22 protein-coding genes are annotated in these 23,841 nt (G+C 57.1%); 20 read left to right on the forward strand and 2 right to left on the reverse strand.

Going from position 1 to position 23,841, the window contains the following annotated elements; translation table 11 throughout:
• Positions 1–71: 71 nt before the first annotated feature.
• Positions 72–1,238, reverse strand: coding sequence for a hypothetical protein (locus tag EDB95_RS06160; RefSeq protein WP_133991612.1), 1,167 nt, complete (start codon positions 1,236–1,238; stop codon positions 72–74).
• A gap of 216 nt (positions 1,239–1,454) precedes the next feature.
• Between EDB95_RS06160 and EDB95_RS06165 the strand changes: the two genes are divergently transcribed.
• The 5 genes from EDB95_RS06165 (at position 1,455) to atpC (ending at position 4,258) form a co-directional block, all read left to right on the forward strand.
• Entirely contained in the window at positions 1,455–1,676 is a 222-nt protein-coding gene (locus EDB95_RS06165) for a YtxH domain-containing protein (protein WP_133991613.1), read from the forward strand.
• 1 nt (position 1,677) lies between these two features.
• On the forward strand, positions 1,678–2,073 hold the full coding sequence (locus tag EDB95_RS06170) for a phage holin family protein (RefSeq protein WP_133991615.1): 396 nt from the start codon (positions 1,678–1,680) through the stop codon (positions 2,071–2,073).
• Entirely contained in the window at positions 2,039–2,374 is a 336-nt protein-coding gene (locus EDB95_RS06175) for a hypothetical protein (RefSeq protein WP_133991617.1), read from the forward strand. The genes EDB95_RS06170 and EDB95_RS06175 overlap by 35 nt, the downstream gene beginning before the upstream one ends.
• A 113-nt stretch (positions 2,375–2,487) precedes the next feature.
• Positions 2,488–3,993: a F0F1 ATP synthase subunit beta gene (gene atpD, locus EDB95_RS06180; protein ID WP_133991619.1), complete on the forward strand. Its 1,506-nt coding sequence runs from the start codon at positions 2,488–2,490 to the stop codon at positions 3,991–3,993.
• Between the two features lie 4 nt (positions 3,994–3,997).
• Complete coding sequence (gene atpC / locus EDB95_RS06185) at positions 3,998–4,258, forward strand: ATP synthase F1 subunit epsilon (protein WP_133991621.1); 261 nt, start codon at positions 3,998–4,000, stop codon at positions 4,256–4,258.
• A 63-nt stretch (positions 4,259–4,321) separates the two neighbouring features.
• On the opposite strand, the gene EDB95_RS06190 is transcribed toward atpC, so the two are convergent.
• Complete coding sequence (locus EDB95_RS06190; RefSeq protein WP_133991623.1) at positions 4,322–4,873, reverse strand: YqgE/AlgH family protein; 552 nt, start codon at positions 4,871–4,873, stop codon at positions 4,322–4,324.
• Positions 4,874–4,939: 66 nt separating this feature from the next.
• On the opposite strand from EDB95_RS06190, the gene EDB95_RS06195 reads away from it, so the two are divergent.
• From EDB95_RS06195 to EDB95_RS06265, 15 genes are all read left to right on the forward strand, one after another.
• Entirely contained in the window at positions 4,940–6,268 is a 1,329-nt protein-coding gene (locus EDB95_RS06195) for a sensor histidine kinase (protein WP_133991625.1), read from the forward strand.
• 262 nt (positions 6,269–6,530) lie between these two features.
• Positions 6,531–6,989 carry a division/cell wall cluster transcriptional repressor MraZ gene (gene mraZ, locus EDB95_RS06200; protein WP_133991627.1) on the forward strand — a complete coding sequence of 153 codons (459 nt, stop codon included), beginning with the start codon at positions 6,531–6,533 and terminating at the stop codon, positions 6,987–6,989.
• The gene (rsmH, locus tag EDB95_RS06205; RefSeq protein WP_133991629.1) at positions 6,982–7,890 is read left to right on the forward strand and encodes a 16S rRNA (cytosine(1402)-N(4))-methyltransferase RsmH; all 909 of its coding nucleotides are present in this window, start codon (positions 6,982–6,984) and stop codon (positions 7,888–7,890) included. Before mraZ ends, rsmH begins: the two co-directional genes overlap by 8 nt.
• A gap of 2 nt (positions 7,891–7,892) precedes the next feature.
• Positions 7,893–8,198, forward strand: a complete 306-nt coding sequence (locus EDB95_RS06210; protein WP_133991631.1) for an FtsL-like putative cell division protein — start codon at positions 7,893–7,895, stop codon at positions 8,196–8,198.
• Positions 8,199–8,201: 3 nt separating this feature from the next.
• The gene (locus tag EDB95_RS06215; RefSeq protein ID WP_133991633.1) at positions 8,202–10,277 is read left to right on the forward strand and encodes a penicillin-binding protein; all 2,076 of its coding nucleotides are present in this window, start codon (positions 8,202–8,204) and stop codon (positions 10,275–10,277) included.
• Positions 10,277–11,743 carry a UDP-N-acetylmuramoyl-L-alanyl-D-glutamate--2,6-diaminopimelate ligase gene (locus tag EDB95_RS06220; RefSeq protein WP_133991635.1) on the forward strand — a complete coding sequence of 489 codons (1,467 nt, stop codon included), beginning with the start codon at positions 10,277–10,279 and terminating at the stop codon, positions 11,741–11,743. The genes EDB95_RS06215 and EDB95_RS06220 overlap by 1 nt, the downstream gene beginning before the upstream one ends.
• Before the next feature lies 1 nt (position 11,744).
• The gene (mraY, locus tag EDB95_RS06225) at positions 11,745–13,028 is read left to right on the forward strand and encodes a phospho-N-acetylmuramoyl-pentapeptide-transferase (RefSeq protein WP_133991637.1); all 1,284 of its coding nucleotides are present in this window, start codon (positions 11,745–11,747) and stop codon (positions 13,026–13,028) included.
• Positions 13,028–14,368, forward strand: coding sequence for a UDP-N-acetylmuramoyl-L-alanine--D-glutamate ligase (gene murD / locus EDB95_RS06230; protein ID WP_133991639.1), 1,341 nt, complete (start codon positions 13,028–13,030; stop codon positions 14,366–14,368). The genes mraY and murD overlap by 1 nt, the downstream gene beginning before the upstream one ends.
• A complete protein-coding gene (locus tag EDB95_RS06235; protein WP_133991641.1) occupies positions 14,365–15,570 on the forward strand; it encodes an FtsW/RodA/SpoVE family cell cycle protein in 1,206 nt (401 codons plus the stop codon). Before murD ends, EDB95_RS06235 begins: the two co-directional genes overlap by 4 nt.
• Positions 15,560–16,651 carry an undecaprenyldiphospho-muramoylpentapeptide beta-N-acetylglucosaminyltransferase gene (murG, locus tag EDB95_RS06240; RefSeq protein ID WP_133991643.1) on the forward strand — a complete coding sequence of 364 codons (1,092 nt, stop codon included), beginning with the start codon at positions 15,560–15,562 and terminating at the stop codon, positions 16,649–16,651. Before EDB95_RS06235 ends, murG begins: the two co-directional genes overlap by 11 nt.
• On the forward strand, positions 16,651–18,072 hold the full coding sequence (gene murC / locus EDB95_RS06245) for a UDP-N-acetylmuramate--L-alanine ligase (protein ID WP_246073544.1): 1,422 nt from the start codon (positions 16,651–16,653) through the stop codon (positions 18,070–18,072). Before murG ends, murC begins: the two co-directional genes overlap by 1 nt.
• Positions 18,062–19,138 carry a cell division protein FtsQ/DivIB gene (locus EDB95_RS06250; RefSeq protein ID WP_133991644.1) on the forward strand — a complete coding sequence of 359 codons (1,077 nt, stop codon included), beginning with the start codon at positions 18,062–18,064 and terminating at the stop codon, positions 19,136–19,138. The genes murC and EDB95_RS06250 overlap by 11 nt, the downstream gene beginning before the upstream one ends.
• A 31-nt stretch (positions 19,139–19,169) precedes the next feature.
• A complete protein-coding gene (gene ftsA / locus EDB95_RS06255) occupies positions 19,170–20,537 on the forward strand; it encodes a cell division protein FtsA (RefSeq protein WP_133991646.1) in 1,368 nt (455 codons plus the stop codon).
• A gap of 70 nt (positions 20,538–20,607) precedes the next feature.
• On the forward strand, positions 20,608–22,506 hold the full coding sequence (gene ftsZ, locus EDB95_RS06260) for a cell division protein FtsZ (protein ID WP_133991648.1): 1,899 nt from the start codon (positions 20,608–20,610) through the stop codon (positions 22,504–22,506).
• Between the two features lie 122 nt (positions 22,507–22,628).
• Entirely contained in the window at positions 22,629–23,825 is a 1,197-nt protein-coding gene (locus EDB95_RS06265) for an S-adenosylmethionine:tRNA ribosyltransferase-isomerase (RefSeq protein WP_133991650.1), read from the forward strand.
• Positions 23,826–23,841: the final 16 nt, after the last annotated feature.

Consider the following 23,841-nt stretch of genomic DNA (forward strand, 5'->3'; position numbering starts at 1 on the left):
GTAGCCGTAAGGCGCATCACCGCTAATGATGGGCCTTCGGCCGGCGCCCTCCGGGCGCCTGGACTGCAAATTTACTCCAAAATCGGATGCCTCTTCACCGTTTTCGTGCGGTCGAAGAGAAAGCGGTACGTGGTCAGCACCCGGCTCCGGTAGGTACCGAGGCTTTCGGCCACGTTGATCATTTTCGGGTTGAAATCCCCGATCCACTGCATTTCATAGTCGACATAGGGAATATCGGGCCGCTGGACGACCTTGGCGCCTTCGACGATCAGATAGGCATCCACTCCCCGGCCTTGCCATTCGGGGATGACACCAAAGACGAGGCCGGTGAACTTGGTGCAGGCGCCCCGCCACTTCAGGTATACGAAGCGGAGTTTTTCCAGCAGGCCCAACCGGCCATGGAAGTGGCGGAAATACTGGTTGAGCTCGGGGATGTTAATCCAGCAGGCGATGGGGTCCTCGTCGTGGTAAACGAACCAGATCAGCCGCTCGTCCAGGACGGGCTTCATTTTGCGGAACATGGCCCTGGCCTGGTCGCGGTGGAGGTCCTTCCCGCCCCCGTGGCTTTTCCAGGCCTTGTTATATACGGTGACGAAGTCGGTGGCGTATTTATCCAACTGGTCCTTTTGGATATGGCGGGCGGAAAGACCAGGTTGTTTGGACAGTTCGGCGTGTCTTTTATAGAATTTTTCCTGGAGGGGGTCTTTGACCTTCATGGAAAAACAGATCTGGTCAAAAAAGGGACGGAACCCGTAGTTCTCCAGGAGCGTTTTGTAGTAGGGCGGGTTAAAGTTCATCCCGTACATCGGTTCGTGAAACCCCTGGGTGATGAGTCCCCACCAGCGGTCCCGCTCCCCGAAGTTGATGGGGCCGTCCATGGCTTCCATCCCTTGCGCATACAGCCAGTCCCGGGCGGCGTCGAGCAACAGGTTGGCCGCCGCCTGGTCATCGATACAGTCGAAAAAACCCATGCCCCCGGTGGGTTGTTCGTCTCCTTTGTTCTTGTATTTCTTATTGACAAAGGCGGCGATCCTTCCGATATATTTCCCCGAAGCGTCCTGCAGCAGCCAGCGTATACACGTTCCCTGCCGGTAGGCTTTGTTTTTGGCCGGATCGAACACGTCTTCGATGTCCTTGTCCAAGGGCCGTATGTACTTAGGATTGCCCCTGTTCAATGCCTCATTCACCTCCATAAAAGCCCTGGCCGTATCCTTGCCCAGAACCTCGATCAATTGCATTGTCAGACGATTTAGTAGGGCAATTTAGGATTTCGGCCGCGGACTACTTGTCAAAAATTAGTCCGCGGCCGAAATCCCCGCTAATGACCTACGGTCGGGCCCTTTCAGGGCCCCCTTCGGGCGGCGGCCGAAGGCCGCCCAGGCATACCCCCCAATCCCGGCAACGTTTTTGCCGGATGGATTGTTTACATTTAAGGTATTCAAAATCCAACGAGTATGTCCAACAACTCCAAATTATTGCTCGGATTCATCGTGGGCGCCGCCGCAGGCGCGGTCCTGGGGATCCTGCTCACGACCGACAAAGGCAAGGAAATCCTGGAGCGCATCAAAGAAACGGCCTCCGACCTCGAAGAGGAGTTCAAAGAGGCTATAGATAAGGGGAAAAAGATGGCGGAAGACCTGGAAGAGAAGGTGAAACACTATACCAAACCTGCGTAAAATGGAGGGCGAAAAAGGGCGCAAGGAGCAGTTCTTTGCGGAAACGGAAGAACTCATCGAGCGCTACATCAAGGACCGGCTTTTGCTGATCCGGATCGATGCGGCAGAAAAAGGTGCCAAACTGGCGGCGCATTTTGTCACGGGAATGGTGCTGGGGCTTCTTTTTTTCTTCATTTTATTATTCGTGAGCATTATGGCGGGGTATTATTTCGCCGAGCTGACGGGGAGCCAGTTTTATGGCTTTGGGATCATCGCGGGTTTTTATGTGCTCCTTTTTGTCGTCCTGCTGGCGGTGCGGAAAAAGTATATTTTTCCTTACCTCATCAACCTCGTCATCAAAACGGTTTTTGATCCACAATCAAATGACGAAGAAGAAGATGAACATCACGAACATTGAGGAACTGGCGGCGGCCCGTAAAGTGGTCCGCAAGAGGGTCAAGGAGGACGAAGCCTTGCTGAAGGAGCGGCTGCAGGAGCTGCCGGGACAACTTTTTTATACCGGGGTCAAATACGTCGTTCCTCCCCTTCTCTCCGGAGGGGTTACCAATACGGTCCTGGGCGCGGGCAAATCGCTCATTGACCTGTTTTTTATCAAAAAAGAGGACGGCGCGAAAAACGGCCTCCCCACCGCGCTGAAAAAAGCTGGAATCCTAACGGCGCTAAAATGGGGCGTCCGTCTGCTGCTGAAATCTATCTGACTGATAATCAGCAATTTAATAAATACAATGGAATTTGCTCACGACCTTTCCATATTAGGTGGTGAACCCTTATCTTTGCGCAAAATTTCAAGACCTTAAATAGTACATAATATATGCCCAATGTCGGTAAAATCAAGCAGATCATCGGTGCGGTCATCGATGTTCGGTTCGATAAGGAAAGCAACCTCCCGGAAATTTTCAACGCCCTTGAACTGAAGCGCGAAAATGCGGACCCGCTGGTCCTGGAAGTGCAGCAGCACCTGGGTGAGGACAGCGTTCGTTGTATCGCCATGGACGGTACGGAAGGCCTGGTTCGCGGGATGGAAGTGATCGACACCGGCAAGGCCATCACCATGCCCGTCGGGGAGTCCATCAAGGGTCGCCTGTTCAACGTCACCGGTAACCCCATCGACGGGATGCCAGCGGTTGACAAGACCGGCGGCCGCCCGATCCACGCCCAACCGCCCGCCTTTGAAAACCTGAGCACGGCCACCGAGGTCCTGTTTACGGGGATCAAGGTGATCGACCTGATCGAACCCTACGCCAAAGGCGGTAAGATCGGTCTCTTCGGTGGCGCCGGTGTGGGCAAGACCGTATTGATCCAGGAGCTGATCAACAATATCGCCAAGGCTTACGCCGGTCTCAGTGTCTTTGCCGGAGTAGGAGAGCGTACCCGCGAAGGGAACGACCTCCTGAGGGAAATGATCGAAGCCGGCATCATGAAATATGGCGAAGGTTTCAAGCACAGCATGGAAGAAGGCGGCTGGGACCTGAGCAAGGTGGACATGCAGGAGCTGAAAGACTCCAAGGCCACCTTCGTGTTCGGGCAGATGAACGAACCCCCCGGAGCCCGCGCCCGCGTGGCCCTTTCAGGTCTGACCATCGCCGAATACTTCCGCGACGGGGACGGCAAGGGACAAGGCCGCGACATCCTGTTCTTCGTGGACAACATCTTCCGGTTCACCCAGGCCGGTTCGGAAGTATCCGCCCTCCTGGGCCGTATGCCTTCCGCCGTGGGTTACCAGCCGACCCTCGCCACCGAAATGGGTCTGATGCAGGAACGGATCACTTCTACCAAGAACGGTTCCATCACCTCCGTACAGGCGGTGTACGTGCCCGCGGATGACCTTACGGACCCCGCCCCGGCCACGACCTTTGCCCACCTGGACGCCACCACGGTACTCGACCGTAAGATCGCCGACCTTGGGATCTACCCGGCCGTGAACCCCCTGGAATCCACCTCCCGGATCCTGTCTCCCGCCATCGTAGGGGACGCCCACTACGACTGCGCCAACCGCGTAAAACTCATCCTCCAACGGTATAAAGAACTCCAGGACATCATCGCCATCTTAGGTCTGGACGAACTCTCCGAAGAAGACAAGCAAACGGTGGCCCGCGCCCGTAAGGTGCAGCGCTTCCTGAGCCAGCCGTTCTTCGTGGCCGAGCAGTTTACCGGTCTCAAAGGGGTACTGGTACCCATCGAGGAAACCATCCGCGGTTTCAACATGATCATGGACGGGGAAGTGGACGAATACCCCGAGGCCGCTTTCAACCTGGTCGGCACCATCGATGACGCCGTGGAGAAGGGTAAAAAATTAATGGCCGCGGCTCAAGGATAAGCTTATGCAATTAGAGATATTAACGCCCGAGAAAAAGATCTTCACGGGAGAAGTATACGGGGTACAGCTGCCTGGTTTGACCGGCCTCTTCGAGGTACTGGACAAACACGCGCCCCTGGTCAGTGCCCTGAAGGAAGGACGGGTGAAGGTGTTGAAAGACAAACAAAATACCCTGGCGATCGTGAACATCCATGGGGGTTTTGTAGAAGTCCTGAACAACCGGGCCACGGTTCTTGCGGAAGGTGCGGACGTGATCGAAGAATAAAGCGCTTTGTGCGAATGTATAGTAAAGGGTTGTCCCGCGAGGGGCGACCCTTTATCATTTGTGCTAGTTCAGCTGCGGGTCGATCGGAAAGTTAGTCATGACTTCATATTCTTTTCCCATCAACCGCAGCGCCTCCTTCCAGATATCTCCGGAAGGTTGATGGAATACGATACTTCGTTTGGCCTCGACCGTTAGCCAGGTCTTGCCTTCGAGCTCGGCGTCCAACTGACCCTCGCTCCAACCGCTGTACCCGATATAGAACCGGATGCTCCCGGGGGTGATGTCCCCATTGCGCAGGAGCGACAGGGTGAGTTCGAAGTCACCGCCCCAGGACAGGCCGTCCACCAGCCTCCGGCTGCCGGGGATGGTGTCCGGGTGACAATGGAGGAAGTGAAGCGTGTCCACCTGGACAGGGCCGCCCGAAAAGATCGGCAGTTTCAGTCCCGCGGCCTCGGGGATGAGGTCTTCCAGGGTATATTCCAGGGGTTTGTTCAGGACGAAACCAAGACTTCCGGTATCCTGGTGCTCCGTCAGCAAAATAACCGTACGGGTGAAGTTCGGATCTTTTAAAAAGGGCTCCGCGATCAGCAATATCCCAGGGGCAGGCTTTTCCATGTAAGGAAGGTACCACTTTAACAGCGAAAATCCACGACTTGTGCGCCAGATCTGTATTTTTGGTATATGAAGCGAACGCTGCCGGTCATCATTGCCCTGATCACCATTTCCTTGTTGGGGATCATCTATGTACAGTTCAAATGGATACAAAATGCGGCCTTGGTGAAGGAAGAGCAACTGAAGGAAAATGTCTACTCGATCCTGGACGAAGTGGGTTCCCAACTGGTGGCCCCGCGGCCGACCCAGAACGCGCTCACCGTACCCCTCATGCCCGGTATGCCCAACAACGATTTTTACAGCCATTTTTCGGTGACCAAGCGCTATACCACCTTTGCGATCAAGGAAAAATTAAAAAAAGCTTTTGCTTCCCGCGGTCTTGGCAACAGCCCGTTTGAATTCTCGGTATTTACCAACGTCGCCGGGAACCTTTTTGCCAACTACCACGACCTGGAAACCGATAACTTCCAGAACCTGCTCAAGGATTCGGTGAACAACCTGACCTTCCGCTATGCCCTCATTCCCCCGGCGGAACGGATGTGGGATGCTTTTTCGGCCGACGAGGTCATGGTGCTGATTTTGCCCAACTACAAATCCTTTGTGCTGCGCTCCATCGGCTGGATGATCGCGGCGGCCATCTTTTTCACCCTGACCATCATCGCCGCGTTTTTCCTGACGGTCAATTCGGCCCTGAGACAGAAAAAGCTGTCGGAGATCAAGGGGGACTTCATCAACAACATGACGCACGAGTTCAAAACGCCCCTGGCCACCATTTCCCTGGCGGTCGATGCCCTCCGGAACGAACGGGTGCTACAGGACCGGCAGAAACTGGAATATTTTTCCGGGATCATCAAGGAGGAAAACCGGCGCATGAACAAACAGGTCGAGACCATCCTCCAGGCCGCCCAACTGGACAAACAGGAAGTCCAGCTCAACCGCAAAACCCTGCATGCCCACGACCTCCTGGCCAGTGCCATCGACAACCTCCGCCTCCAACTGGAACAGAAAGGCGGCGTCCTGGATACGCACTTCCAGGCCACCCGCGACCTGGTCTCCGCCGACGAGGTCCATTTCGTCAACCTCCTCAGCAACATCCTCGACAACGCCGTCAAATACTCCCGGGAAAACCTCCGCCTCCGCGTCTCCACCCGCAACACCGGCAAGATGATCCGCATCGTCATCGAAGACAACGGCATCGGCATGTCCCGCGAAACGATCGGCCGCATCTTCGAGAAATTCTACCGCGCCCACACCGGGAATCTCCACAATGTGAAGGGCTTTGGCCTGGGTATGAGCTATGTGAAGTCCATGGTCGACGCCCACAACGGCAAGATCCGGGTCGACAGTACCCTGGGTAAGGGCAGCACCTTCATCCTCGATTTCCCCCTCGCGTCATAAGTCCCCAGGCCGCGCACCCAGCAGCAAGGCACCGTTCTACCGGCCTTGTGCACACGTAATCCACGGCAAAACCGCCCTTACGCACAGGTTATACAGTGCCGGCGCACATCCGAAGCGACCTTTATCCCCAAATGCGGGCCCAAAGGGCCTTTGGGCATACCCCCATTTGTGGAAAAAAATCTGGAACGGCTTTTGGAGGAAAAAGTGGGAAAATATGTTATTTTGTGTGTAGGATAGGGAAAAATCCTCCAAATCCCCCGTCATGATGGGTTTCTTAGGTGAGTATGAGGCAACAATGGACGCCAAGGGGCGCTTCCTGCTGCCCGCAGGCTTTAAACGCCAGCTGGGAGAGGACGGGGTTGTGCCTTTTGTGATCAACCGGGGGTTTGAAAAATGCCTGACCCTGTATCCAAAATCCGTGTGGGATCCCATTTTCGAACGGATCAGCCGGCTCAATGACTTCGATCCGAAGGTCAGGGAGTTCCGGCGATACTTTTTGAACGGGGCCACCCTGTTGGAGGCGGATACGGCGGGCCGGTTCCTGATCCCCAAAAATTTGTCCGAGTACGCCGGGTTGACAAAGGACATCGTGTTGACGTCCGCGGTGAAGAAGATAGAAGTATGGGACAAAACAACCTATCAACAGCTCTTTGATAAATACGACGCCAGTGCCTTTAGCGACCTGGCACTGCAAGTCATGGGAGGATTGGACGATGTCTGAGTACCACGTTCCGGTGCTCCTGGAGGAGGCACTGGAAGGGTTGGCCATCCGACCGGACGGAACCTATGTCGACTGCACCTTCGGGGGCGGCGGACATAGCCGGGCGATCCTGGAACGGTTGGGCGCCAAAGGGCGGCTGATCGCTTTTGACCAAGACGAGGACGCGGCCAGGAACGTGCCGCCGGACGAGCGGGTGATTTTCGTGCCCCAGAACTTCCGGCACCTTGCCCGCTTTTTGCGGCTGCACGGGGTGCCGGAAGTGGACGGGATCCTGGCCGACCTGGGGGTGTCTTCCCACCAGTTCGACGAAGAGGACCGGGGGTTTTCCACCCGTTCCGCGGGCGACCTTGACATGCGGATGGACCAGCGCCAAACCCTGACGGCCGCGCAGATCCTGGAACAGTACGGCGAGGCCGAGCTCCACAAGCTCTTCGAGCGCTACGGGGAAGTCACCAATGCGCGTACCCTTGCCCGTAAGATCGTCGAGGTCCGCAAGGTGATGCCCCTGGCAACGATCCCCGGGTTTATGCAGGCCGTGCAGGGGGTTGTAAAGGGGAACCCCAAAAAGTACTTTGCCCAGGTCTTTCAGGCGCTGCGCATCGAGGTCAACGACGAGCTGGGGGCTTTGAAGGTACTGCTGGAACAGGTGCCGGGCGCCCTGGTGGAAAAGGGCAGGGTGGCGATCATTACCTTTCATTCCCTGGAAGACCGGCTGGTGAAACAGTTCTTCAAAAGCGGAACCTGGGAGGAACAGGAGGAGGATACGAATCCGTACGGCCGGCAGAAAACGGCGTCGCCCCTGGAGGTGATTACGCGGAAGCCCGTCCTGCCGTCCGAAGAAGAATACAAACGCAACCCGCGTTCCCGGAGTGCCAAGCTACGGGTAGCGGCAAAAAAATAACTATGGCAACACAGGGCAAGAACTGGAAACGCTGGCTGGGGTATCAGTGGCTGGTGGACAATATGGCGTATTTCCTTTTCCTGGCGGCCCTGGCGATCGTGTATATCTACAACGGTCACTATGCCGACAAGGTGTCAAGGAACATCAGCCGGACCTCCGGCGAGTTGAAAGAATTGGAATATGAATATAAAACCGTAAAGGGAGAGATCCTCTTGCGGAGTAAGGAAAGCGAAGTGGAAAAAGCGGTGGCGCCGCTGGGGTTAAAGCCCTTGCAGACGCCGCCGATACCGGTGAAAGACACACTATAAAGGATGGAAGTAAAGCGCGACATACTATGGCGGGTGTACCTGAGTTATCTGGGTATCGTCGTGTTGGCGCTGGTCATCCTGGGTCGTGCCTTTTACATACAGCATATCGAGGGCGCCCACTGGCGGAGCATGGCGGACAGCCTGCATCAGCGCTATGTAGAAATCGAGGCGGAAAGGGGAACGATTTATGACGACGAAGGGAATATGCTGTCGACGTCCATCCCCTATTTCGACGTGTATATCGACTTCGGGGCGGATGGATTGAGGGAAAAGAACGGGCTGCGCTTTAGGGAATCCATCGATTCCCTGTCCGGTTGCCTCGCGCGGTTGTTTGCCGATGAAAAACCCGGTGCCTACAAACGGGCCCTGGAACAAGGATATAACGCCAAGAACCGGTATTACCTCTTGAAACGGAACATCACCTTCGAACAATACAGGACACTCCACACCTTCCCGCTGGTACGGCTGGGGAGGAACAAAAGCGGTTTTATAGAGGAAGTGCACGAAAAGCGCCTTACGCCTTACGGGCTCCTGGCCAACCGGACGATCGGCCTGGCACGGGAAAACGTACACAACGTGGGGCTAGAAGCGACCTACGACAGTTCGCTGAGGGGAGAGACCGGGAAGCGCCTGGTGCGCTATATCGCCGGGGGCACCATGGTCCCGGTGGAGGGCGCGGAAATCGACGCGGAGAACGGAAAAGACATTGTAACCACCATAGACGTGACCATACAGGACATAGCCGAGAATGCCCTTCTGAAAATGTTGGCGCAGAACGAAGCGGTGCACGGCACCTGCATCGTCATGGAAACGGCTACGGGTAAGATCAAGGCGATGGCCAACCTGGGGTTGCAAAAGGATGGGACCTATTGGGAGGACTATAACTACGCAGTGTCGACGACCGAACCGGGGTCGACGTTTAAGCTGGTTACGCTGATGTCTCTCCTGGAGGACCATAAAGTCAGTCTGCAGGACTACGTCAACATCCAAGGCGGCGAATGGACGGTGAACGGACGGACGGTGCACGACGCGGAACGGGACGATAAACCGGAGGTGACGGTCAAGGAAGCCTTCGAGGCCAGCTCCAATGTGGGGATGGCCAAGCTGGCGTATGGGGCGTACGAGAACAATCCATATCAGTTCGTCAACCACGTCCGGGCGCTCAGGATGGATTCGGTGACGGGCATTGACCTGTCCGGCGAAGGCCGGCCGGTCGTCAAGACCCCGAAAAACCGTTCCTGGAGCGCCACTACCCTGCCCTGGATGGCCTTTGGATATGAAGAACTCGTCAGCCCGTTGCAAACGCTGACGCTGTATAATGCAGTGGCGAACAATGGGACGATGCTAAAGCCCTACCTGGTGCAGGAGATCCGGGAGTATGGACATACGGTCCGGACCTTTGAACCGGTGGTGCTCCGTCCGAAGATCTGCTCCGATGCCACCCTGCGGTTGTTGAAATCGTGCCTGGAAGGGGTGGTCATCGAGGGGACCGCCAAGTCACTCAATACCCCCGTCTACCCAATCGCCGGCAAGACGGGGACGGCGCTGGTGGCCAACGGGACCGAAGGATACAAGGACCATATATACCAGTCCTCGTTCGTAGGGTACTTCCCGGCGGACCGCCCGGCATATACCTGTATCGTCGTGATCCGCAACAAACCCCACGCGGCCGTCTACCTTGGGGCTAAAGTGGCGGGACCGGTTTTCCGGGAGGTGTCGGACCAACTGTATGCCCTGTATACAAAAGGCAACGACCGGAACCTGGTCATGGATTCCTCGATGGTCAGTTTCTCCGGCAACGCGTCGGTGTGGTCGGGGCTGGGGGTAAAAGTACCCGATACGGGCTGGGTGACAGGGGTCACCGGGCCCGCGCAGGGTTTCCGCTGGTCGTTTGAAAAAACGCCGGACGCACAGGGGATCCCCTCCGTCCAGGGGATGGGGTTGAAAGACGCCCTGTACCTCCTGGAGAACAAAGGGCTAAAGGTATCCGTCAGGGGAAGAGGCAAGGTTCTTGCCCAGTCTTTACCGGCGGGCACGCAAATCAAAAGGGGAGAAACGATCTATTTACAACTTGGATAATGCGCATACTACAGGACATATTATACAAGGTGAACATTCTGGAAGTCCGGGGAGATACCGGCAGGGAGGTCCTTTCCCTGACCCTGGATTCCCGCAAGGCGGAAGTGGGCGGTTGTTTTATCGCCGTGAAGGGAACCCTGTCGGATGGGCACAAGTTTATCCCGATGGCCCTGGACAAGGGGGCCGTCGTGGTCGTATGCGAGGTGATGCCGGAGGAACAACGGCCGGGGGTCACCTATGTACAGGTGCGGGATAGTGCCGCCGCCGCGGGTCAGATGGCGCACCAGTTTTATGGAGAACCCAGCGCGCACCTGACCCTGGTCGGTGTCACGGGGACGAATGGGAAGACGACGGTCGCTACGTTGTTGTATAAGCTTTTTACAGGACTGGGGTACACCTGCGGTCTCCTGTCGACCGTGCAAAACGAAATCGCCGGCCGGGTCGTAGCGGCGACCCACACCACCCCGGATCCCATAGAGCTGAATGCCTTGCTGGCGGATATGGTTGCAGCCGGGTGTACGCATGCTTTTATGGAAGTGAGTTCCCATGCCATCCATCAGCAACGGGTGGCGGGGCTTGTTTTTGCAGGGGGCATTTTTACCAATATCACCCATGACCACCTGGATTATCATAAAACGTTCGACGAATATATACGGGTCAAGAAGTCATTTTTCGATAACCTCCCCGCCACGGCCTTTGCGCTCAGCAACGCCGACGACAAAAGGGGGACGGTCATGCTCCAGAACACGCCGGCCCGCAAGGCCTATTACAGCCTGAGGACACTGGCGGAGGTCAAGGGGAAGATCCTGGAAAACGAGCTCACGGGTCTGGTCATGGTTGTGGACGATATAGAGGTGCATTTCCGGCTGATCGGGGAGTTCAACGCGTATAACCTGCTCGCTGTGTATGGAGCGGCGGTAGCCCTGGGGGAAGACAAAACCACGGTCTTGCAGGTCCTGAGTACCCTGACCGGGGCCGAAGGCCGCTTTGACTATATCGTGTCCCCAGTGGACCGGATCATGGGGATCGTGGACTATGCCCACACGCCCGATGCATTGCTCAATGTCCTGAGCACTCTCCAAAAGCTCCGCAAAGGCGGTGAAAAGATCATCACGGTAGTGGGCGCCGGGGGAGACCGGGACAAAACAAAGCGCCCCGTCATGGCGGAGGTCGCGTGCGAGCACAGCGACCGGGTCATCCTGACGGCGGACAATCCCCGGAGTGAAGACCCCATGGACATCCTCCGGGACATGGAGTCAGGGCTGGGCAGCGCCGCCAAACGGAAATACCTGGTCGTACCCGACCGGACAGAGGCCATCAAGACCGCCATCACCCTGGCGGGGAAAGGAGATATCATTTTAGTGGCGGGCAAAGGACACGAGAAATACCAGGAAATCAAAGGGGTGAAACATCCCTTTGACGATAAAGCGATTTTAAAAGAATTGTTTGCACTATTAGAAAAATAATATGCTGTACCAACTCTTCGAATGGTTACGATCCAGTGGAGCCAAGATCCCCGGCGGGGCCTTGTTCCAGTTCATCACGTTCCGGGTGCTCCTGGCAGTTATCCTGTCCCTGGTCGTGACCATGGTGTTTGGGAAACGCCTGATCCGCATCCTGCATGCCAAACAGGTCGGGGAGTCCGTACGCGAGCTGGGTCTTGCGGGGGAACAGCAAAAGAAGGGAACGCCGACCATGGGCGGGATCATCATCATCCTGGCCATCATCGTACCGACCCTGCTGCTGGCGGACCTCCACAAAGCCTATATCCGTTTGATGATCTTCGGAACCCTTTGGCTGGGCCTGGTGGGTTTTGTGGACGACTACCTGAAGTTACGGGCCAAACGCATCGCCCGGGAACAAGGTATTCCTTACAAAAAAGGCGACAAGGATGGTCTCGCGGGCTGGTTCAAGGTACTGGGACAGGTGGTCCTGGGCGTCGCCGTGGGTGCGACGCTGTTGTTCAACAACAACACGAAGACCTACCGGGAGTTTATCGGAGACAAAGCACCCACGACGGATACCGCGGTCATCAAGCGTGTTCCTTTTAATGGCAAGGAGCGGGTCTTTGTACAAGCCAAGGAACCTATCACCACGATTCCCTTTGTCAAAACACACGAGTTCAACTACGCCCGTTTGCTGCCGCAGGCGCTTCGGGGGTTGAGCTGGTTGTTGTACATCGCCATCGTTGTAATCATCGTCATCGCCGTATCGAACGGGGCCAACCTCACCGACGGTCTTGACGGTCTCGCGACGGGCACCAGCGCGGTGATCGGGGTGTGCCTGGGCATCTTTGCGTACGCCAGCGGGAACATTCTTTTTGCAGACTACCTCAACATCATGTATATCCCCAACCTGGGCGAGCTGTCGATCTTTATCGGTGCGCTGATCGGGGCCTGTGTGGGTTTTCTCTGGTACAACGCCTACCCCGCCCAGGTCTTTATGGGGGATACGGGCAGCCTTACGCTTGGCGGGATCATCGCGGCCCTGGCCATCATCGTGCGCAAGGAGCTCCTGATCCCCATCTTTTGCGGGGTGTTCCTGGTGGAAAACCTGAGCGTGGTGATCCAGGTGTCTTATTTCAAATACACGAAAAAGAAATACGGTGAGGGCAGGAGGATCTTTTTGATGAGCCCGCTCCACCACCACTATCAAAAGAAAGGGTATCACGAAGCAAAAATTGTGACGAGGTTCTGGATCGTAACGATCCTTTGCGTCGCGTTTGCGATCGTCACACTGAAAATTCGCTAATGGCAAAAAAATTCATCATACTCGGTGCGGCCGAAAGCGGTGTGGGCGCGGCTATCCTTGCCAAACGGCAGGGGTATGATGTTTTTGTATCGGACGCCGGGGTCATCAAGGAACCCTATAAGGAGGAACTGGAGGAGTTTGGCATCCGCTACGAAGAAGGCCGACACTCGGAAGACAAAATCCTTGCCGCCGATGAGATCATGAAAAGTCCCGGCATCCCGGAGAAAAACGAGATGGTCAAAAAGATCCGGGCGGCGGGTATACCCGTGATCTCCGAGATCGAGCTCGCATTTCGCTTCAAGGGAGACAGCCGTATCATCGCCATCACCGGCAGCAACGGGAAGAGCACGACTACGGCCCTGACCTTCCATATCTGCAAGACCGCAGGTCTGGATTGTGCCCTGGTGGGAAACATCGGGATCAGCTTTGCCAAACAAGTAGCGCTGGACCCCAAGGAAGTGTACGTGGCGGAGATCAGCAGCTTCCAGCTGGACGACATCGACAAGTTCCGGCCCGACGTGGCGGTGTTGCTGAACATCACAGAAGACCACCTCGACCGGTATGAGTACAAATTTGAAAACTATATACGATCGAAATTCAGGATTGCCATGAACCAGGGGCCGGAGGACTTTTTTATCTATTGCGCGGACGACCCCGTGACCATGAAATACCTGAAGCAATACCATTTTTTATCTAACCCACTTCCATTTAGCATGAACCAGGAACCGAGCAGGGGTGCTTTTATCAAAAACCATGAAATGCACGTCAAGACAGGGGACGAACCCCTTGTCATGAGCGTCGACGATTTTGCCATTAAAGGTAAACACAACCAGTACAACACGATGGCGGCCGGTGTCGCCGCCTCGACCATGGGGATCCGGAAGGACAAGATCCGCGAGGCGGTGACGACCTTCCAAAGCCTGGAACACCGCATGGAGTTCGTGGCCAACATCCGTGGTGTTGAATTTATCAATGACTCCAAGGCCACCAACGTGAATTCCACCTGGTACGCCCTGGAAAGCATGACCAAACCCACCGTGCTCATCTTGGGTGGCGTGGACAAGGGGAACGATTATTCCCTGTTGTTTGAAGGCGTGAAGGAGAAAGTAAAAGCCATCGTCTGCATGGGTATCGACAATACCAAGATACACGAGGCGCTCGGGGACAAGGTGCCGGTGATGGTCGACACGGCCAGCGCCGAGGAGGCCGTGCAACAGGCGTTCCGCCTGGCGGTGAAGGGCGACGTTGTGTTGCTGTCGCCCGCCTGCGCAAGCTTCGACCTTTTCCGGAACTATGAAGACAGGGGTCAACAATTCAAGGATGCTGTAAAGAATCTATGAACTTATTATTGAACAGGACGAAAGGGGATCAGGTGATCTGGACGATGGTCGTACTACTGGCCGTCACCAGCCTTCTGGTCGTCTATAGCGCTACCGGCTCCCTCGCGTACAAAATGTACAAGGGGCGCACGGAGGTATACCTGTTCAAACAGTTCGCCTTTATCGCCCTGGGGATCCTGATCATCTATGTCGCCCACCGGGTGAACTATATCGTGTATTCAAAAGTCGCCCTGATCCTGTACCTGATCTCCATCCCGCTCCTGATCTATACGCTCTTTTTCGGGACCAACCTCAACGACGCCAACCGCTGGATCCGGCTCCCGGTCATCAACATGACCTTCCAGACCTCGGACATGGCCAAGCTGGCGTTGTTCATGTACGTGTCCCGGCAGTTGAGCCGGAAACAGGACGTCATCAAGGACTTCAAAAAAGGATTCCTGCCCGTGATCACCCCGATTGCAATCACCTGTCTGCTGATCGCCCCGGCCAACCTGTCGACGGCGTTGTTGACGGGCGCCACCGGGCTGTTGCTGTGCTTTATCGGGCGCGTCCGGGTCGCGCATATTTTATTGACCATCGTCGTGGCAGCCATCCCCGTTGTATCGCTCGTAGGTATTGCAATGGCCACGTATGACGGACATCACGAGCCTGTTTCGAAGCCCGGCGTCGTTTCGACGCTGAAATCGAAAGGCCGCATCGGCACCTGGATCGGCCGGGTACAAGACTTTGTGTATGCCAAAAAAGACGACGCCCCCTACCAGATCCAACAGGCCAAGATCGCCATTGCCAAGGGCGGCTGGCTGGGGGTGGGTCCGGGCAACAGTACCCAGCGGAATTTTTTGCCCCATCCCTACAGCGATTTTATCTATGCCATCATTATAGAGGAATACGGCATGGTGGGCGGGGCGCTGATCATATTTATTTACCTGGTTTTCCTCATCCGGTGTATCCGGCTTTTCCGGAAGTGTCCCTATGCCTTCGGGGCCTTCCTGGCCCTGGGCCTCAGCTTTACACTGGTGATCCAGGCCATGGCAAACATGGCGGTCAACGTCAACCTGTTCCCCGTGACCGGGGTGACGCTGCCGTTGGTCAGCATGGGGGGAAGCAGCTTTTTGTTTACCGCCCTTGCGATCGGGATCATCCTGAGCGTCGGACGGAATGTGGAGCAAAACGAAGGGGAGGTCGTCACAGATGAGCAATAAGATTATCATAGCGGGTGGTGGTACCGGAGGTCACGTTTTTCCGGCCCTGGCGATCGGACAGGCGCTGATGCGTCTCGACGACCGCACGGAGCTGTTGTACGTAGGGGCAAAGGGCAAAATGGAGATGGAAAAAGTACCGCAGGCCGGTTTCCCCATCGTCGGGCTCGACATCGCGGGGATGAACCGGAGTGCGCCCTGGAAAAATATAACCCTGCCCTGGAAACTCGTTAAAAGTTTGTTCACCGCCCAGTCGGTGTTGCGGCGCTTCAAACCCGACGTCGTCGTCGGCGTGGGCGGGTACGCCAGCTTTCCCATGCTCCGGCAGGCGCAAAAGCGCGGTATACCGACCCTTATCCAGGAGCAGAATTCTTTTGCGGGGAAAAGTAACCAGATCCTCGGACGCGAGGCCCGTACGATATGCGTCGCGTTCGATGGCATGGAGCGTTTCTTCCCGGCCGGCCGGATTGTGCAAACCGGTAACCCCGTGCGGCACTCCATTGCGTCCGCCCGTGTCACCCGGGAAGACGGTGTCCGGTATTTCCAACTGGACCCCGCGCGCAAAGTGATCCTCGCCACCGGCGGAAGCCTCGGCGCCAAGAGCATCAACGAGGCCATGGACGCCGGGCTGTCCCGCATCGTCGACGCCGGTTACCAGGTCATCTGGCAAACGGGCAAGCTATACGAGGAGCGGGCGCTCAAGGCTGTCGCCGGTTTTAAAGGCGTTTGGACCTCGGCCTTTATCACGCACATGGAAATGGCCTACGCCGCGGCCGACGTGGTCGTCTCCCGCGCCGGGTCCACCATCGCGGAGCTTTGCGTGGCGGCCAAACCCACGGTCTTTGTCCCCTACCCCTACGCGGCGGAGGACCACCAGACCGTCAACGCCATGAACCTCGTCCGCCATGAGGCGGGACTCATCGTCCCCGACGGCGAGGCCTCCGCGCGGCTCATCGACGTGTTGCTCGGTCTGGCAGCCGATGTTTCCTTACAGGCCCAATTGACAAAAAACATTGCCGCCCTCGCGATTCCCGACGCAGACGAACGGATCGCCAGGGAGGTCTTAAAACTGATTAAACGGTAGTGGAACCGACGCGTATATATTTTGTAGGGATCGGCGGCATCGGGATGAGCGCCCTGGCGAGGTATTTCCTCTCGCGCGGGGTTCGCGTGAGCGGGTATGACCGGGCGCGCACAGCGCTTACAGCCGCCCTTGAGGCGGAGGGGGCTTCCCTGTATTATGCCGACTCTCTTTCGTCGGTGGATGCGGCTGCCGAATGGGTTGTCTATACCCCTGCGATTCCCGCCACCAGTGTGATCTTGTCCTACTACCGCTCTTCCGGCGTCCCGCTTATGAAACGCAGTGACGTGCTGCAACGGATAACTTCGGGGACGTTCAACATCTGTATCGCGGGTACCCACGGCAAGACCACCATCACCACGATGACCGCCCACATCCTGCGGCACAGCGGGTATGGCTGCACCGCTTTCCTCGGTGGGATCGCCGCGAACTACAATACCAATTTCTGGAGCACCCGCGCGGATGTCTGCGTTGTGGAAGCTGACGAATACGACCGGTCCTTCCTGAAGCTCGACCCGTCTATGGCGGTCATTACCGCTATGGATCCGGATCACCTCGACATCTATGGGACGGCGGAGGCCATGGAGGAGGCGTTTATTGCGTTTGCCAACCGCGTGAAACCCGGCGGATGGCTGCTTTCCAAATTTGGGCTCACGCGCGAGGTGGACCTCCCCCAACATCTGACCTACAGCCTCACCTCCGCGTCGGCCAGCGTCCACGCCGTCGGTCTGCGCCCCGAGGACGGGGCCTACGTCTTCGACGTCGCCCTGCCGGGTGCCGTGCTCGAAGGCGTCGTGCTCCACATGGGCGGCCGCCACAACGTCGAGAACACCCTCGCCGCCGTGGCCGTGGCCCACCAATTGGGGATCGATTCGAATGCCATACGGTCAGCCGTGTCCGCTTTCAAGGGCGTACACCGCCGTTTCGAATACGTCCTCCGGACCCCCGAAGTGGTGCTCGTCGACGACTACGCTCACCACCCCGAAGAACTCCGGGCCCTGATCACCGGTGCCAAGGATCTTTTTCCCGGGCGCACCTGTACCGTGGTTTTCCAGCCCCACCTCTTTTCGCGGACACGGGACCTGGCGCAGGAGTTTGCGGCCAGCCTCGATGGAGCGGACGAAGTTATTTTGTTGCCGATATATCCGGCCCGGGAGTTACCCATGCCAGGGGTGACGAGCGAGCTGATTTTGGATAAGATGAAAAATCCGCGGAAGCGGATACTATCGAAGGAAGAGCTGCTGGCGTGGGCCGCCAACGCCTTGGACGCCACCGGCGCCGCGGGCGTTTTGTCCGGTGCCTCAGGCGTTTCGGCCGGTGCCGCTGGCCCGCTGGCCGCGCCGCGCCTCATCATCATGGCCGGCGCCGGCGACATCGACGCACTGGTGGCGCCCGTGGCAGAAAGACTTAAAAATGGGAGATGAGGGGAAACGATATGGTAAGTGGAGAAAGATCCTGGTATGGGGTTTCTGGCTCCTGGTCGCGGCAGGCGGCACCACCCTGCTGGTGGCGGCCATCCGTCACCAGAACCGCGCTTTGTGTAAGTCGGTGCGGATTGAGATCAGCGGGACGGGACGGCGGATGGTAGACAGCGCGGAACTGGAGGCCATCCTGACCGACCAGCATACCCGCCACCTCGTGGGGACGCCTTCCGGGTCCATTTCGATCCGGAGGTTGGAGAAAAGGATAGGGGACAACCCCTGGGTAAAAAAAGCGGATTTGTTCTTTGATAGCAAACAAGTGTTGTGGGTAAAAGTGATCGAAAGGGAACCGGTCGCCCGGTTGTTTACACAGGAAGGCTCGTCCTTCTACGTAGACCTCGACGGCGCCCGTCTTCCGCTCAAAGACTACTTTCCCGTTCCTCTTCCGGTCTTTACCTCCTGTCCGCTGGACAAGAGGAACTGGAATGGGCCGGACACCGCCCTGGCACGGGAGATTGCAGCACTCAGCGTTTACCTGCAGGGCCATCCGTTTTGGATGAACATGGTCCAGCAGGTCGACGTCAACGACGCCCGCCAGTTCGAACTGGTACCCGCCGTGGGGGACTACGTCCTGAGGATCGGCGACACCAGCGACCTGGACCGTAAGTTCACCCGTCTTAAAGTGTTTTACGAGCGCGTCATCCCCCGCGTGGGCTGGAACAAGTACGCCGTCGTAGACGCCCGGTACACGGGTGAGATCATCGGTGTACGGCGCGACGCCCAAAGCGCTTCGATCGACACCGCCAAGGCGGCGGCCCTGTTAAAGGACCTGATCGAGCAGGGGCGGACGGCGATGCGCGACACTGTTGTCCGGGCAGCGCCCGTTCCGCGGGAACCGGTACCGGACATCGATAGTACGCGGTCGCTGGTGCCGGATGAGGGGGCGGGAGCGGCGGCTGCCGCGAGTGGGGCCGCGCACAGCGCGACGAAACCCGCGGCCGGCGCTCCGAAGCCGGGCTCCGGCGGCCAAAAGCCGAAAGCCGTGCTGCCGCCAAAAAAGAAAAAGTGAATTATGTTCAACGATAAAAACAAGGTATTATATGTATAACGAACAACCCATCATTGTGGGGCTGGACATCGGCACCACAAAGATCGCAGCCATAGCGGGCCGGAAAAATGAATATGGCAAACTGGAGATCCTGGGGTTTGGTCGTGCGAACTCAAACGGTGTCCAACATGGGATGGTCCTCAACATCGACCAGACCATCAAGGCCATCCAAACGGCCCTGGAGAACTGCTATGCCTCGAACCCAAACCTCGAAATCAACGAGGTCTATGTGGGGATCGCCGGGCATCACATCAAAAGCCTCCAGACCCGGGGTGATATTGTGCGCCAAAACACGGATGAAGAGATCTGCCAGCGGGAGATAGACCAACTGATCAACGACCAGTACAAAACCTATATCCCGGCCGGGGACCAGATTATCGACGTGATCCCGCAGGAGTTCACGGTGGATAATTTCCAGAATATTCCCAACCCGATCGGTTATAGTGGTGTAAAGGTGGGCGCCAACTTTCACATCATCACCGGTGACAAGAATGCCATCCGCAACATCCATCGCAGCGTCGACAAGGCGGGGTTGCGCACCCGCGACCTCGTGTTGCAGCCACTGGCTTCCGCCGCGGCGGTGATGTGCGAGCACGACCTCGAAGCCGGGGTGGCCATCGTGGATATAGGCGGGGGCACCACCGACCTGGCCGTTTTTTATGAAGGCATCCTTAAACACACGGCCGTTATACCTTTTGGCGGGGAGAACATCACCAACGACATCAAGACCGGTTTAGGCGTCCTCAAGACCCAGGCCGAGCAGATGAAGGTGCAGTTTGGTTCCGCCCTGTCGGACGAGGCCAAGGGGAATGCCTTTATCACCATCCCCGGTCTGAGGGGGATGGCGCCGAAGGAAATCAGCGTCAAGAACCTGGCACACATCATCCAGGCGCGCATGAGCGAGATCCTGGACTTCGTTACCTATCACCTCAAACAGGTGGGTTTGGACAACCGGCTGCTCAACGGCGGCGTCATCCTTACCGGTGGCGGTGCCCAGCTCAAGCACCTGATCCAGTTGACAGAATACGTGACCGGGTTAAACGCCCGTACCGGCTTCCCCAACGAGCACCTGGCGGCCGGGCATATTGAGGAACTCGCCAAGCCCATGTACGCCACTTGTATCGGGCTTATCCTCAAAGGCTATAACGTCTATGAGAACAACGAAAACCTGCTCCACGAAGGCGGGAAGAAAAAGACCGTCAAGGAAGAACAGGACGTCACCGAAGTGGCGCTGGACCGGGAGGAAGGGATCGGAACCATCAAGGTCAAGAAGCGCAAAAAGAACATCAAGAATTTTATGGATTCGATCAAAGACGGTCTGATCGACCTGTTCAAGGAAGAAGAAGACAGCCAATTGTAAAAGGTGTCGCGACACCGTTAATGATACCCCGTACCCTCGATACTTACTAACCATTTTAAAAACAGTGTGTATGATTCATTTCGATTTGCCGAAGGAAAAGTCTTCCATCATCAAGGTCATCGGTATCGGGGGCGGTGGGAGCAATGCCGTAAACTTTATGCACGGCCAGGGGATAGAGGGTGTAAACTTCATCATCTGCAATACGGACGCGCAAGCGATCGCCAATAGCAAGGTGCCCAATAAGATACAACTGGGCCCTCACCTTACCCAGGGATTAGGCGCCGGGGCCAACCCCGAGATCGGGCGCCAGGCCACCGAAGAAAGCCTGGAGGAGATCCGCCGCATCCTGGAGGTCAATACAAAAATGGCCTTTATCACCGCCGGTATGGGCGGTGGTACCGGAACGGGCGGCGCACCAATCGTGGCCCGCATCTGTAAGGAAATGGGGATCCTCACCGTGGGGATCATCACTACGCCCTTTACTTACGAAGGCAAGAAACGCATCCAGCAAGGGGAGGAGGGGATCAACCGGCTCAAGGACCACGTGGATACCCTGCTCGTCATCAGCAATGATAAGCTCCGTCATCAATACGGCAACCTCAAGATGAAGGAAGCCTTTGCAAAAGCGGACAACGTCCTGGCTACTGCAGCCAAGTGTATCACCGATGTCATCAACAGCACGGGTCAGATCAACGTTGACTTTGCGGACGTTTGTACCGTGATGCGCAACGGAGGTGTCGCCATCCTGGGCAGCGGAGCGGCAGAAGGAGACAACAGGGCCCAACGCGCCATCGAGCAGGCGCTCAATTCACCGCTGCTCAACGACAACGATATCCGCGGCGCCAAATGGATCCTCATCAACATCAACTCCGCCGAAGGCGAACACGAATTCACTATGGACGAGGTGGACATCATCCAGAACTACCTCCTCAGCCAGGCCGGTCCGAATTCCGATGTGATCATGGGTCTGGGCTACGACAGCAGCCTCCAGGGCAAGATCGGGATCACGCTGATCGCCACCGGTTTTGAACACGAGGGTCTGACGGCCGACGAAAAGGCCGCCGCTATGCAGGCGCCCATTCCGGAGGAAAAGATCGTGATGACGCTCCAGATGGAGACTAACGAGAAGAAGCCGAACGGACAACAAGCGCTTTTTGCCGAGCCCGGTCGGGCGACCGCGCCTTCTGCCGCCGCGCCGGCACCCGCCGCCGCGATACCGCCGCCGGACAGCATGGCCCCCAGCCTCGTAGAACCCGCTGCGCCCGCCGGCGACTTCTTCATCAGCCGGGTGGACAATCCAAAAGCTCCGGCTAAAGAGGAAAAGATCGTGATGCCCTTGCAGGACCTCTCGGCGGAAGTACCGCCGACGGTCACCCGCGCGGAAGTGCCACCGGCCGCCGCCCGCGCCGAAGCGCCGAAGCCCGCGCAGCCCCAGGCCGCCGCGCGCCCCGCGACGGGCACGCCCGACGCCTCGAAAACGCCGGTGCCGCCTTCGCGCCCCACGGCCCGCCCGGACACCACCGGCCGCGGTTTCCTGGCCCGCCCTTCCAACATCTATGACGAAGAGCCCCAGGCGCCCAAGCCCACCCCATCCTTCCCGGAGGAAGCGCCGACGTTTGACATGCAACTCGTGATCAAAGATCAGCCTTCTCAACCCCGGAACCCCCAGCCTGTTCTTCCGTATACCCCGGAACCCACACAACCGGGGCCGGACGAGATGGACGAGCAACGCCGTAAGGCTGCCGAACGGCTTCAAAAACTGCGCAACCTTTCGTTTAACGTTAATGCACCGGACGGGGGCAACGAATTCGAAGCCGTACCCGCCTACGTGCGCCGGAATATGGAACTGTACAATACCGTCAATTCCATCGAGAATTTCTACAGCAATTATACTGTCAAGTCTTCCGAGGACAACAAGGGGGAGATCAGCACGATCAACACCTTCCTCGAAGGCAAAAAACCGGATTGATAGCCCGCCAGGGCGCTGTCCGTAACCTATATACAGGCAAGTGCGTTTTTTTGATTGTGGTACAAAACAAAGGGGCTGACCGTTGCGTCAGCCCCTTGTTATTTCTGCCCTACCTTTGCAGCATGAAGCAGGGTCCAAGAGTATTGAATATCAACGATTATACGTATAACCTTCCGGAGGACCGGATAGCCCAATACCCCCTGGCGGAACGCGACGCCTCCAAATTGCTGGTATATAAAAACGGAGGAATCACCGAAGCCCCCTACCGCGACCTGCCCGCGCACATCCCGCAGGACGCTTTCATGGTCTTCAACGATACAAAGGTCATCGAAGCCCGGCTGCTGTTCCGCAAGGAAAGCGGCGGTCAGATAGAAATTTTTTGCCTGGAGGCCCTTGGCGTTGAGCCCACGACCGCCATGATGCAACAAGGGGAAGCCACCTGGAAGTGTCTCGTGGGCGGGGCGGGGAAGTGGAAAACGGGCGCACTGATACGCACCTGGGAGGGCGTCACCCTGACGGCAGAAAAACTGGGCCAGGTACCGGACGGCTACCAGGTGAAATTTACCTGGACGCCGGAGGAACTGCACTTCGCGGAGGTATTGCACCGCGCCGGTCTTGTTCCGTTGCCCCCCTATCTCCACCGGTCATCGGAAGCGCTGGATACGGAACGGTACCAGACCGTGTACGCGCGAACCGACGGGTCGGTCGCAGCGCCGACGGCGGGTTTACATTTTACGCAAGGATTAATCGAAGCACTGCGCGACAAGGGCGTAGACACCGGTTTTGTCACGCTGCACGTCGGCGCGGGGACGTTCAAACCCGTAAAGGCGGACCGGATGGAGGACCACGTCATGCACGCCGAATGGATCGACGTTACGCGCACCTTTATACAAACCTTACGCGACACCAAAGGCCCTGTGATTCCGGTGGGGACCACGGCATTGCGCACCCTGGAAAGTCTTTACTGGATGGGCGTCAAGGCGCAGGGCGGCACAAAAAATCTGGACCTGACGCAATGGGAGGTCTACGAGGATCTGCCCCAGGAGATGACAACAAAACAGGCGCTGGACGGTTTGCTGGAATGGATGGACGGAAGGGACAGGCTGGTCGCCCAAACCCAACTCCTGATCGCGCCGGGATACCGGCCCCGGGTGGCCAGGGCGCTGGTGACCAATTTTCACCAACCCGGATCGACGCTGCTCCTGCTGGTGGCGGCATTAATAGGAGTGGACTGGAAAAAAGTCTATGCGTACGCGCTGGAACATGATTTCCGGTTTTTAAGTTATGGGGATGGGAGTCTTCTTTGGTTCAAAAAATAGAAAGCCTACCTTTAAA

The organism is Dinghuibacter silviterrae, assembly GCF_004366355.1.
Lineage (GTDB): Bacteria > Bacteroidota > Bacteroidia > Chitinophagales > Chitinophagaceae > Dinghuibacter > Dinghuibacter silviterrae.

Coding starts and splice junctions, on each gene's coding strand:
- EDB95_RS06160 (WP_133991612.1), bottom strand. CDS start 1,238: ATGCAATTGATCGAGGTTCTGGGCAAGGATACGGCCAGGGCTTTTATG.
- EDB95_RS06165 (WP_133991613.1), top strand. CDS start 1,455: ATGTCCAACAACTCCAAATTATTGCTCGGATTCATCGTGGGCGCCGCC.
- EDB95_RS06170 (WP_133991615.1), top strand. CDS start 1,678: ATGGAGGGCGAAAAAGGGCGCAAGGAGCAGTTCTTTGCGGAAACGGAA.
- EDB95_RS06175 (WP_133991617.1), top strand. CDS start 2,039: ATGACGAAGAAGAAGATGAACATCACGAACATTGAGGAACTGGCGGCG.
- atpD (WP_133991619.1), top strand. CDS start 2,488: ATGCCCAATGTCGGTAAAATCAAGCAGATCATCGGTGCGGTCATCGAT.
- atpC (WP_133991621.1), top strand. CDS start 3,998: ATGCAATTAGAGATATTAACGCCCGAGAAAAAGATCTTCACGGGAGAA.
- EDB95_RS06190 (WP_133991623.1), bottom strand. CDS start 4,873: ATGGAAAAGCCTGCCCCTGGGATATTGCTGATCGCGGAGCCCTTTTTA.
- EDB95_RS06195 (WP_133991625.1), top strand. CDS start 4,940: ATGAAGCGAACGCTGCCGGTCATCATTGCCCTGATCACCATTTCCTTG.
- mraZ (WP_133991627.1), top strand. CDS start 6,531: ATGATGGGTTTCTTAGGTGAGTATGAGGCAACAATGGACGCCAAGGGG.
- rsmH (WP_133991629.1), top strand. CDS start 6,982: ATGTCTGAGTACCACGTTCCGGTGCTCCTGGAGGAGGCACTGGAAGGG.
- EDB95_RS06210 (WP_133991631.1), top strand. CDS start 7,893: ATGGCAACACAGGGCAAGAACTGGAAACGCTGGCTGGGGTATCAGTGG.
- EDB95_RS06215 (WP_133991633.1), top strand. CDS start 8,202: ATGGAAGTAAAGCGCGACATACTATGGCGGGTGTACCTGAGTTATCTG.
- EDB95_RS06220 (WP_133991635.1), top strand. CDS start 10,277: ATGCGCATACTACAGGACATATTATACAAGGTGAACATTCTGGAAGTC.
- mraY (WP_133991637.1), top strand. CDS start 11,745: ATGCTGTACCAACTCTTCGAATGGTTACGATCCAGTGGAGCCAAGATC.
- murD (WP_133991639.1), top strand. CDS start 13,028: ATGGCAAAAAAATTCATCATACTCGGTGCGGCCGAAAGCGGTGTGGGC.
- EDB95_RS06235 (WP_133991641.1), top strand. CDS start 14,365: ATGAACTTATTATTGAACAGGACGAAAGGGGATCAGGTGATCTGGACG.
- murG (WP_133991643.1), top strand. CDS start 15,560: ATGAGCAATAAGATTATCATAGCGGGTGGTGGTACCGGAGGTCACGTT.
- EDB95_RS06250 (WP_133991644.1), top strand. CDS start 18,062: ATGGGAGATGAGGGGAAACGATATGGTAAGTGGAGAAAGATCCTGGTA.
- ftsA (WP_133991646.1), top strand. CDS start 19,170: ATGTATAACGAACAACCCATCATTGTGGGGCTGGACATCGGCACCACA.
- ftsZ (WP_133991648.1), top strand. CDS start 20,608: ATGATTCATTTCGATTTGCCGAAGGAAAAGTCTTCCATCATCAAGGTC.
- EDB95_RS06265 (WP_133991650.1), top strand. CDS start 22,629: ATGAAGCAGGGTCCAAGAGTATTGAATATCAACGATTATACGTATAAC.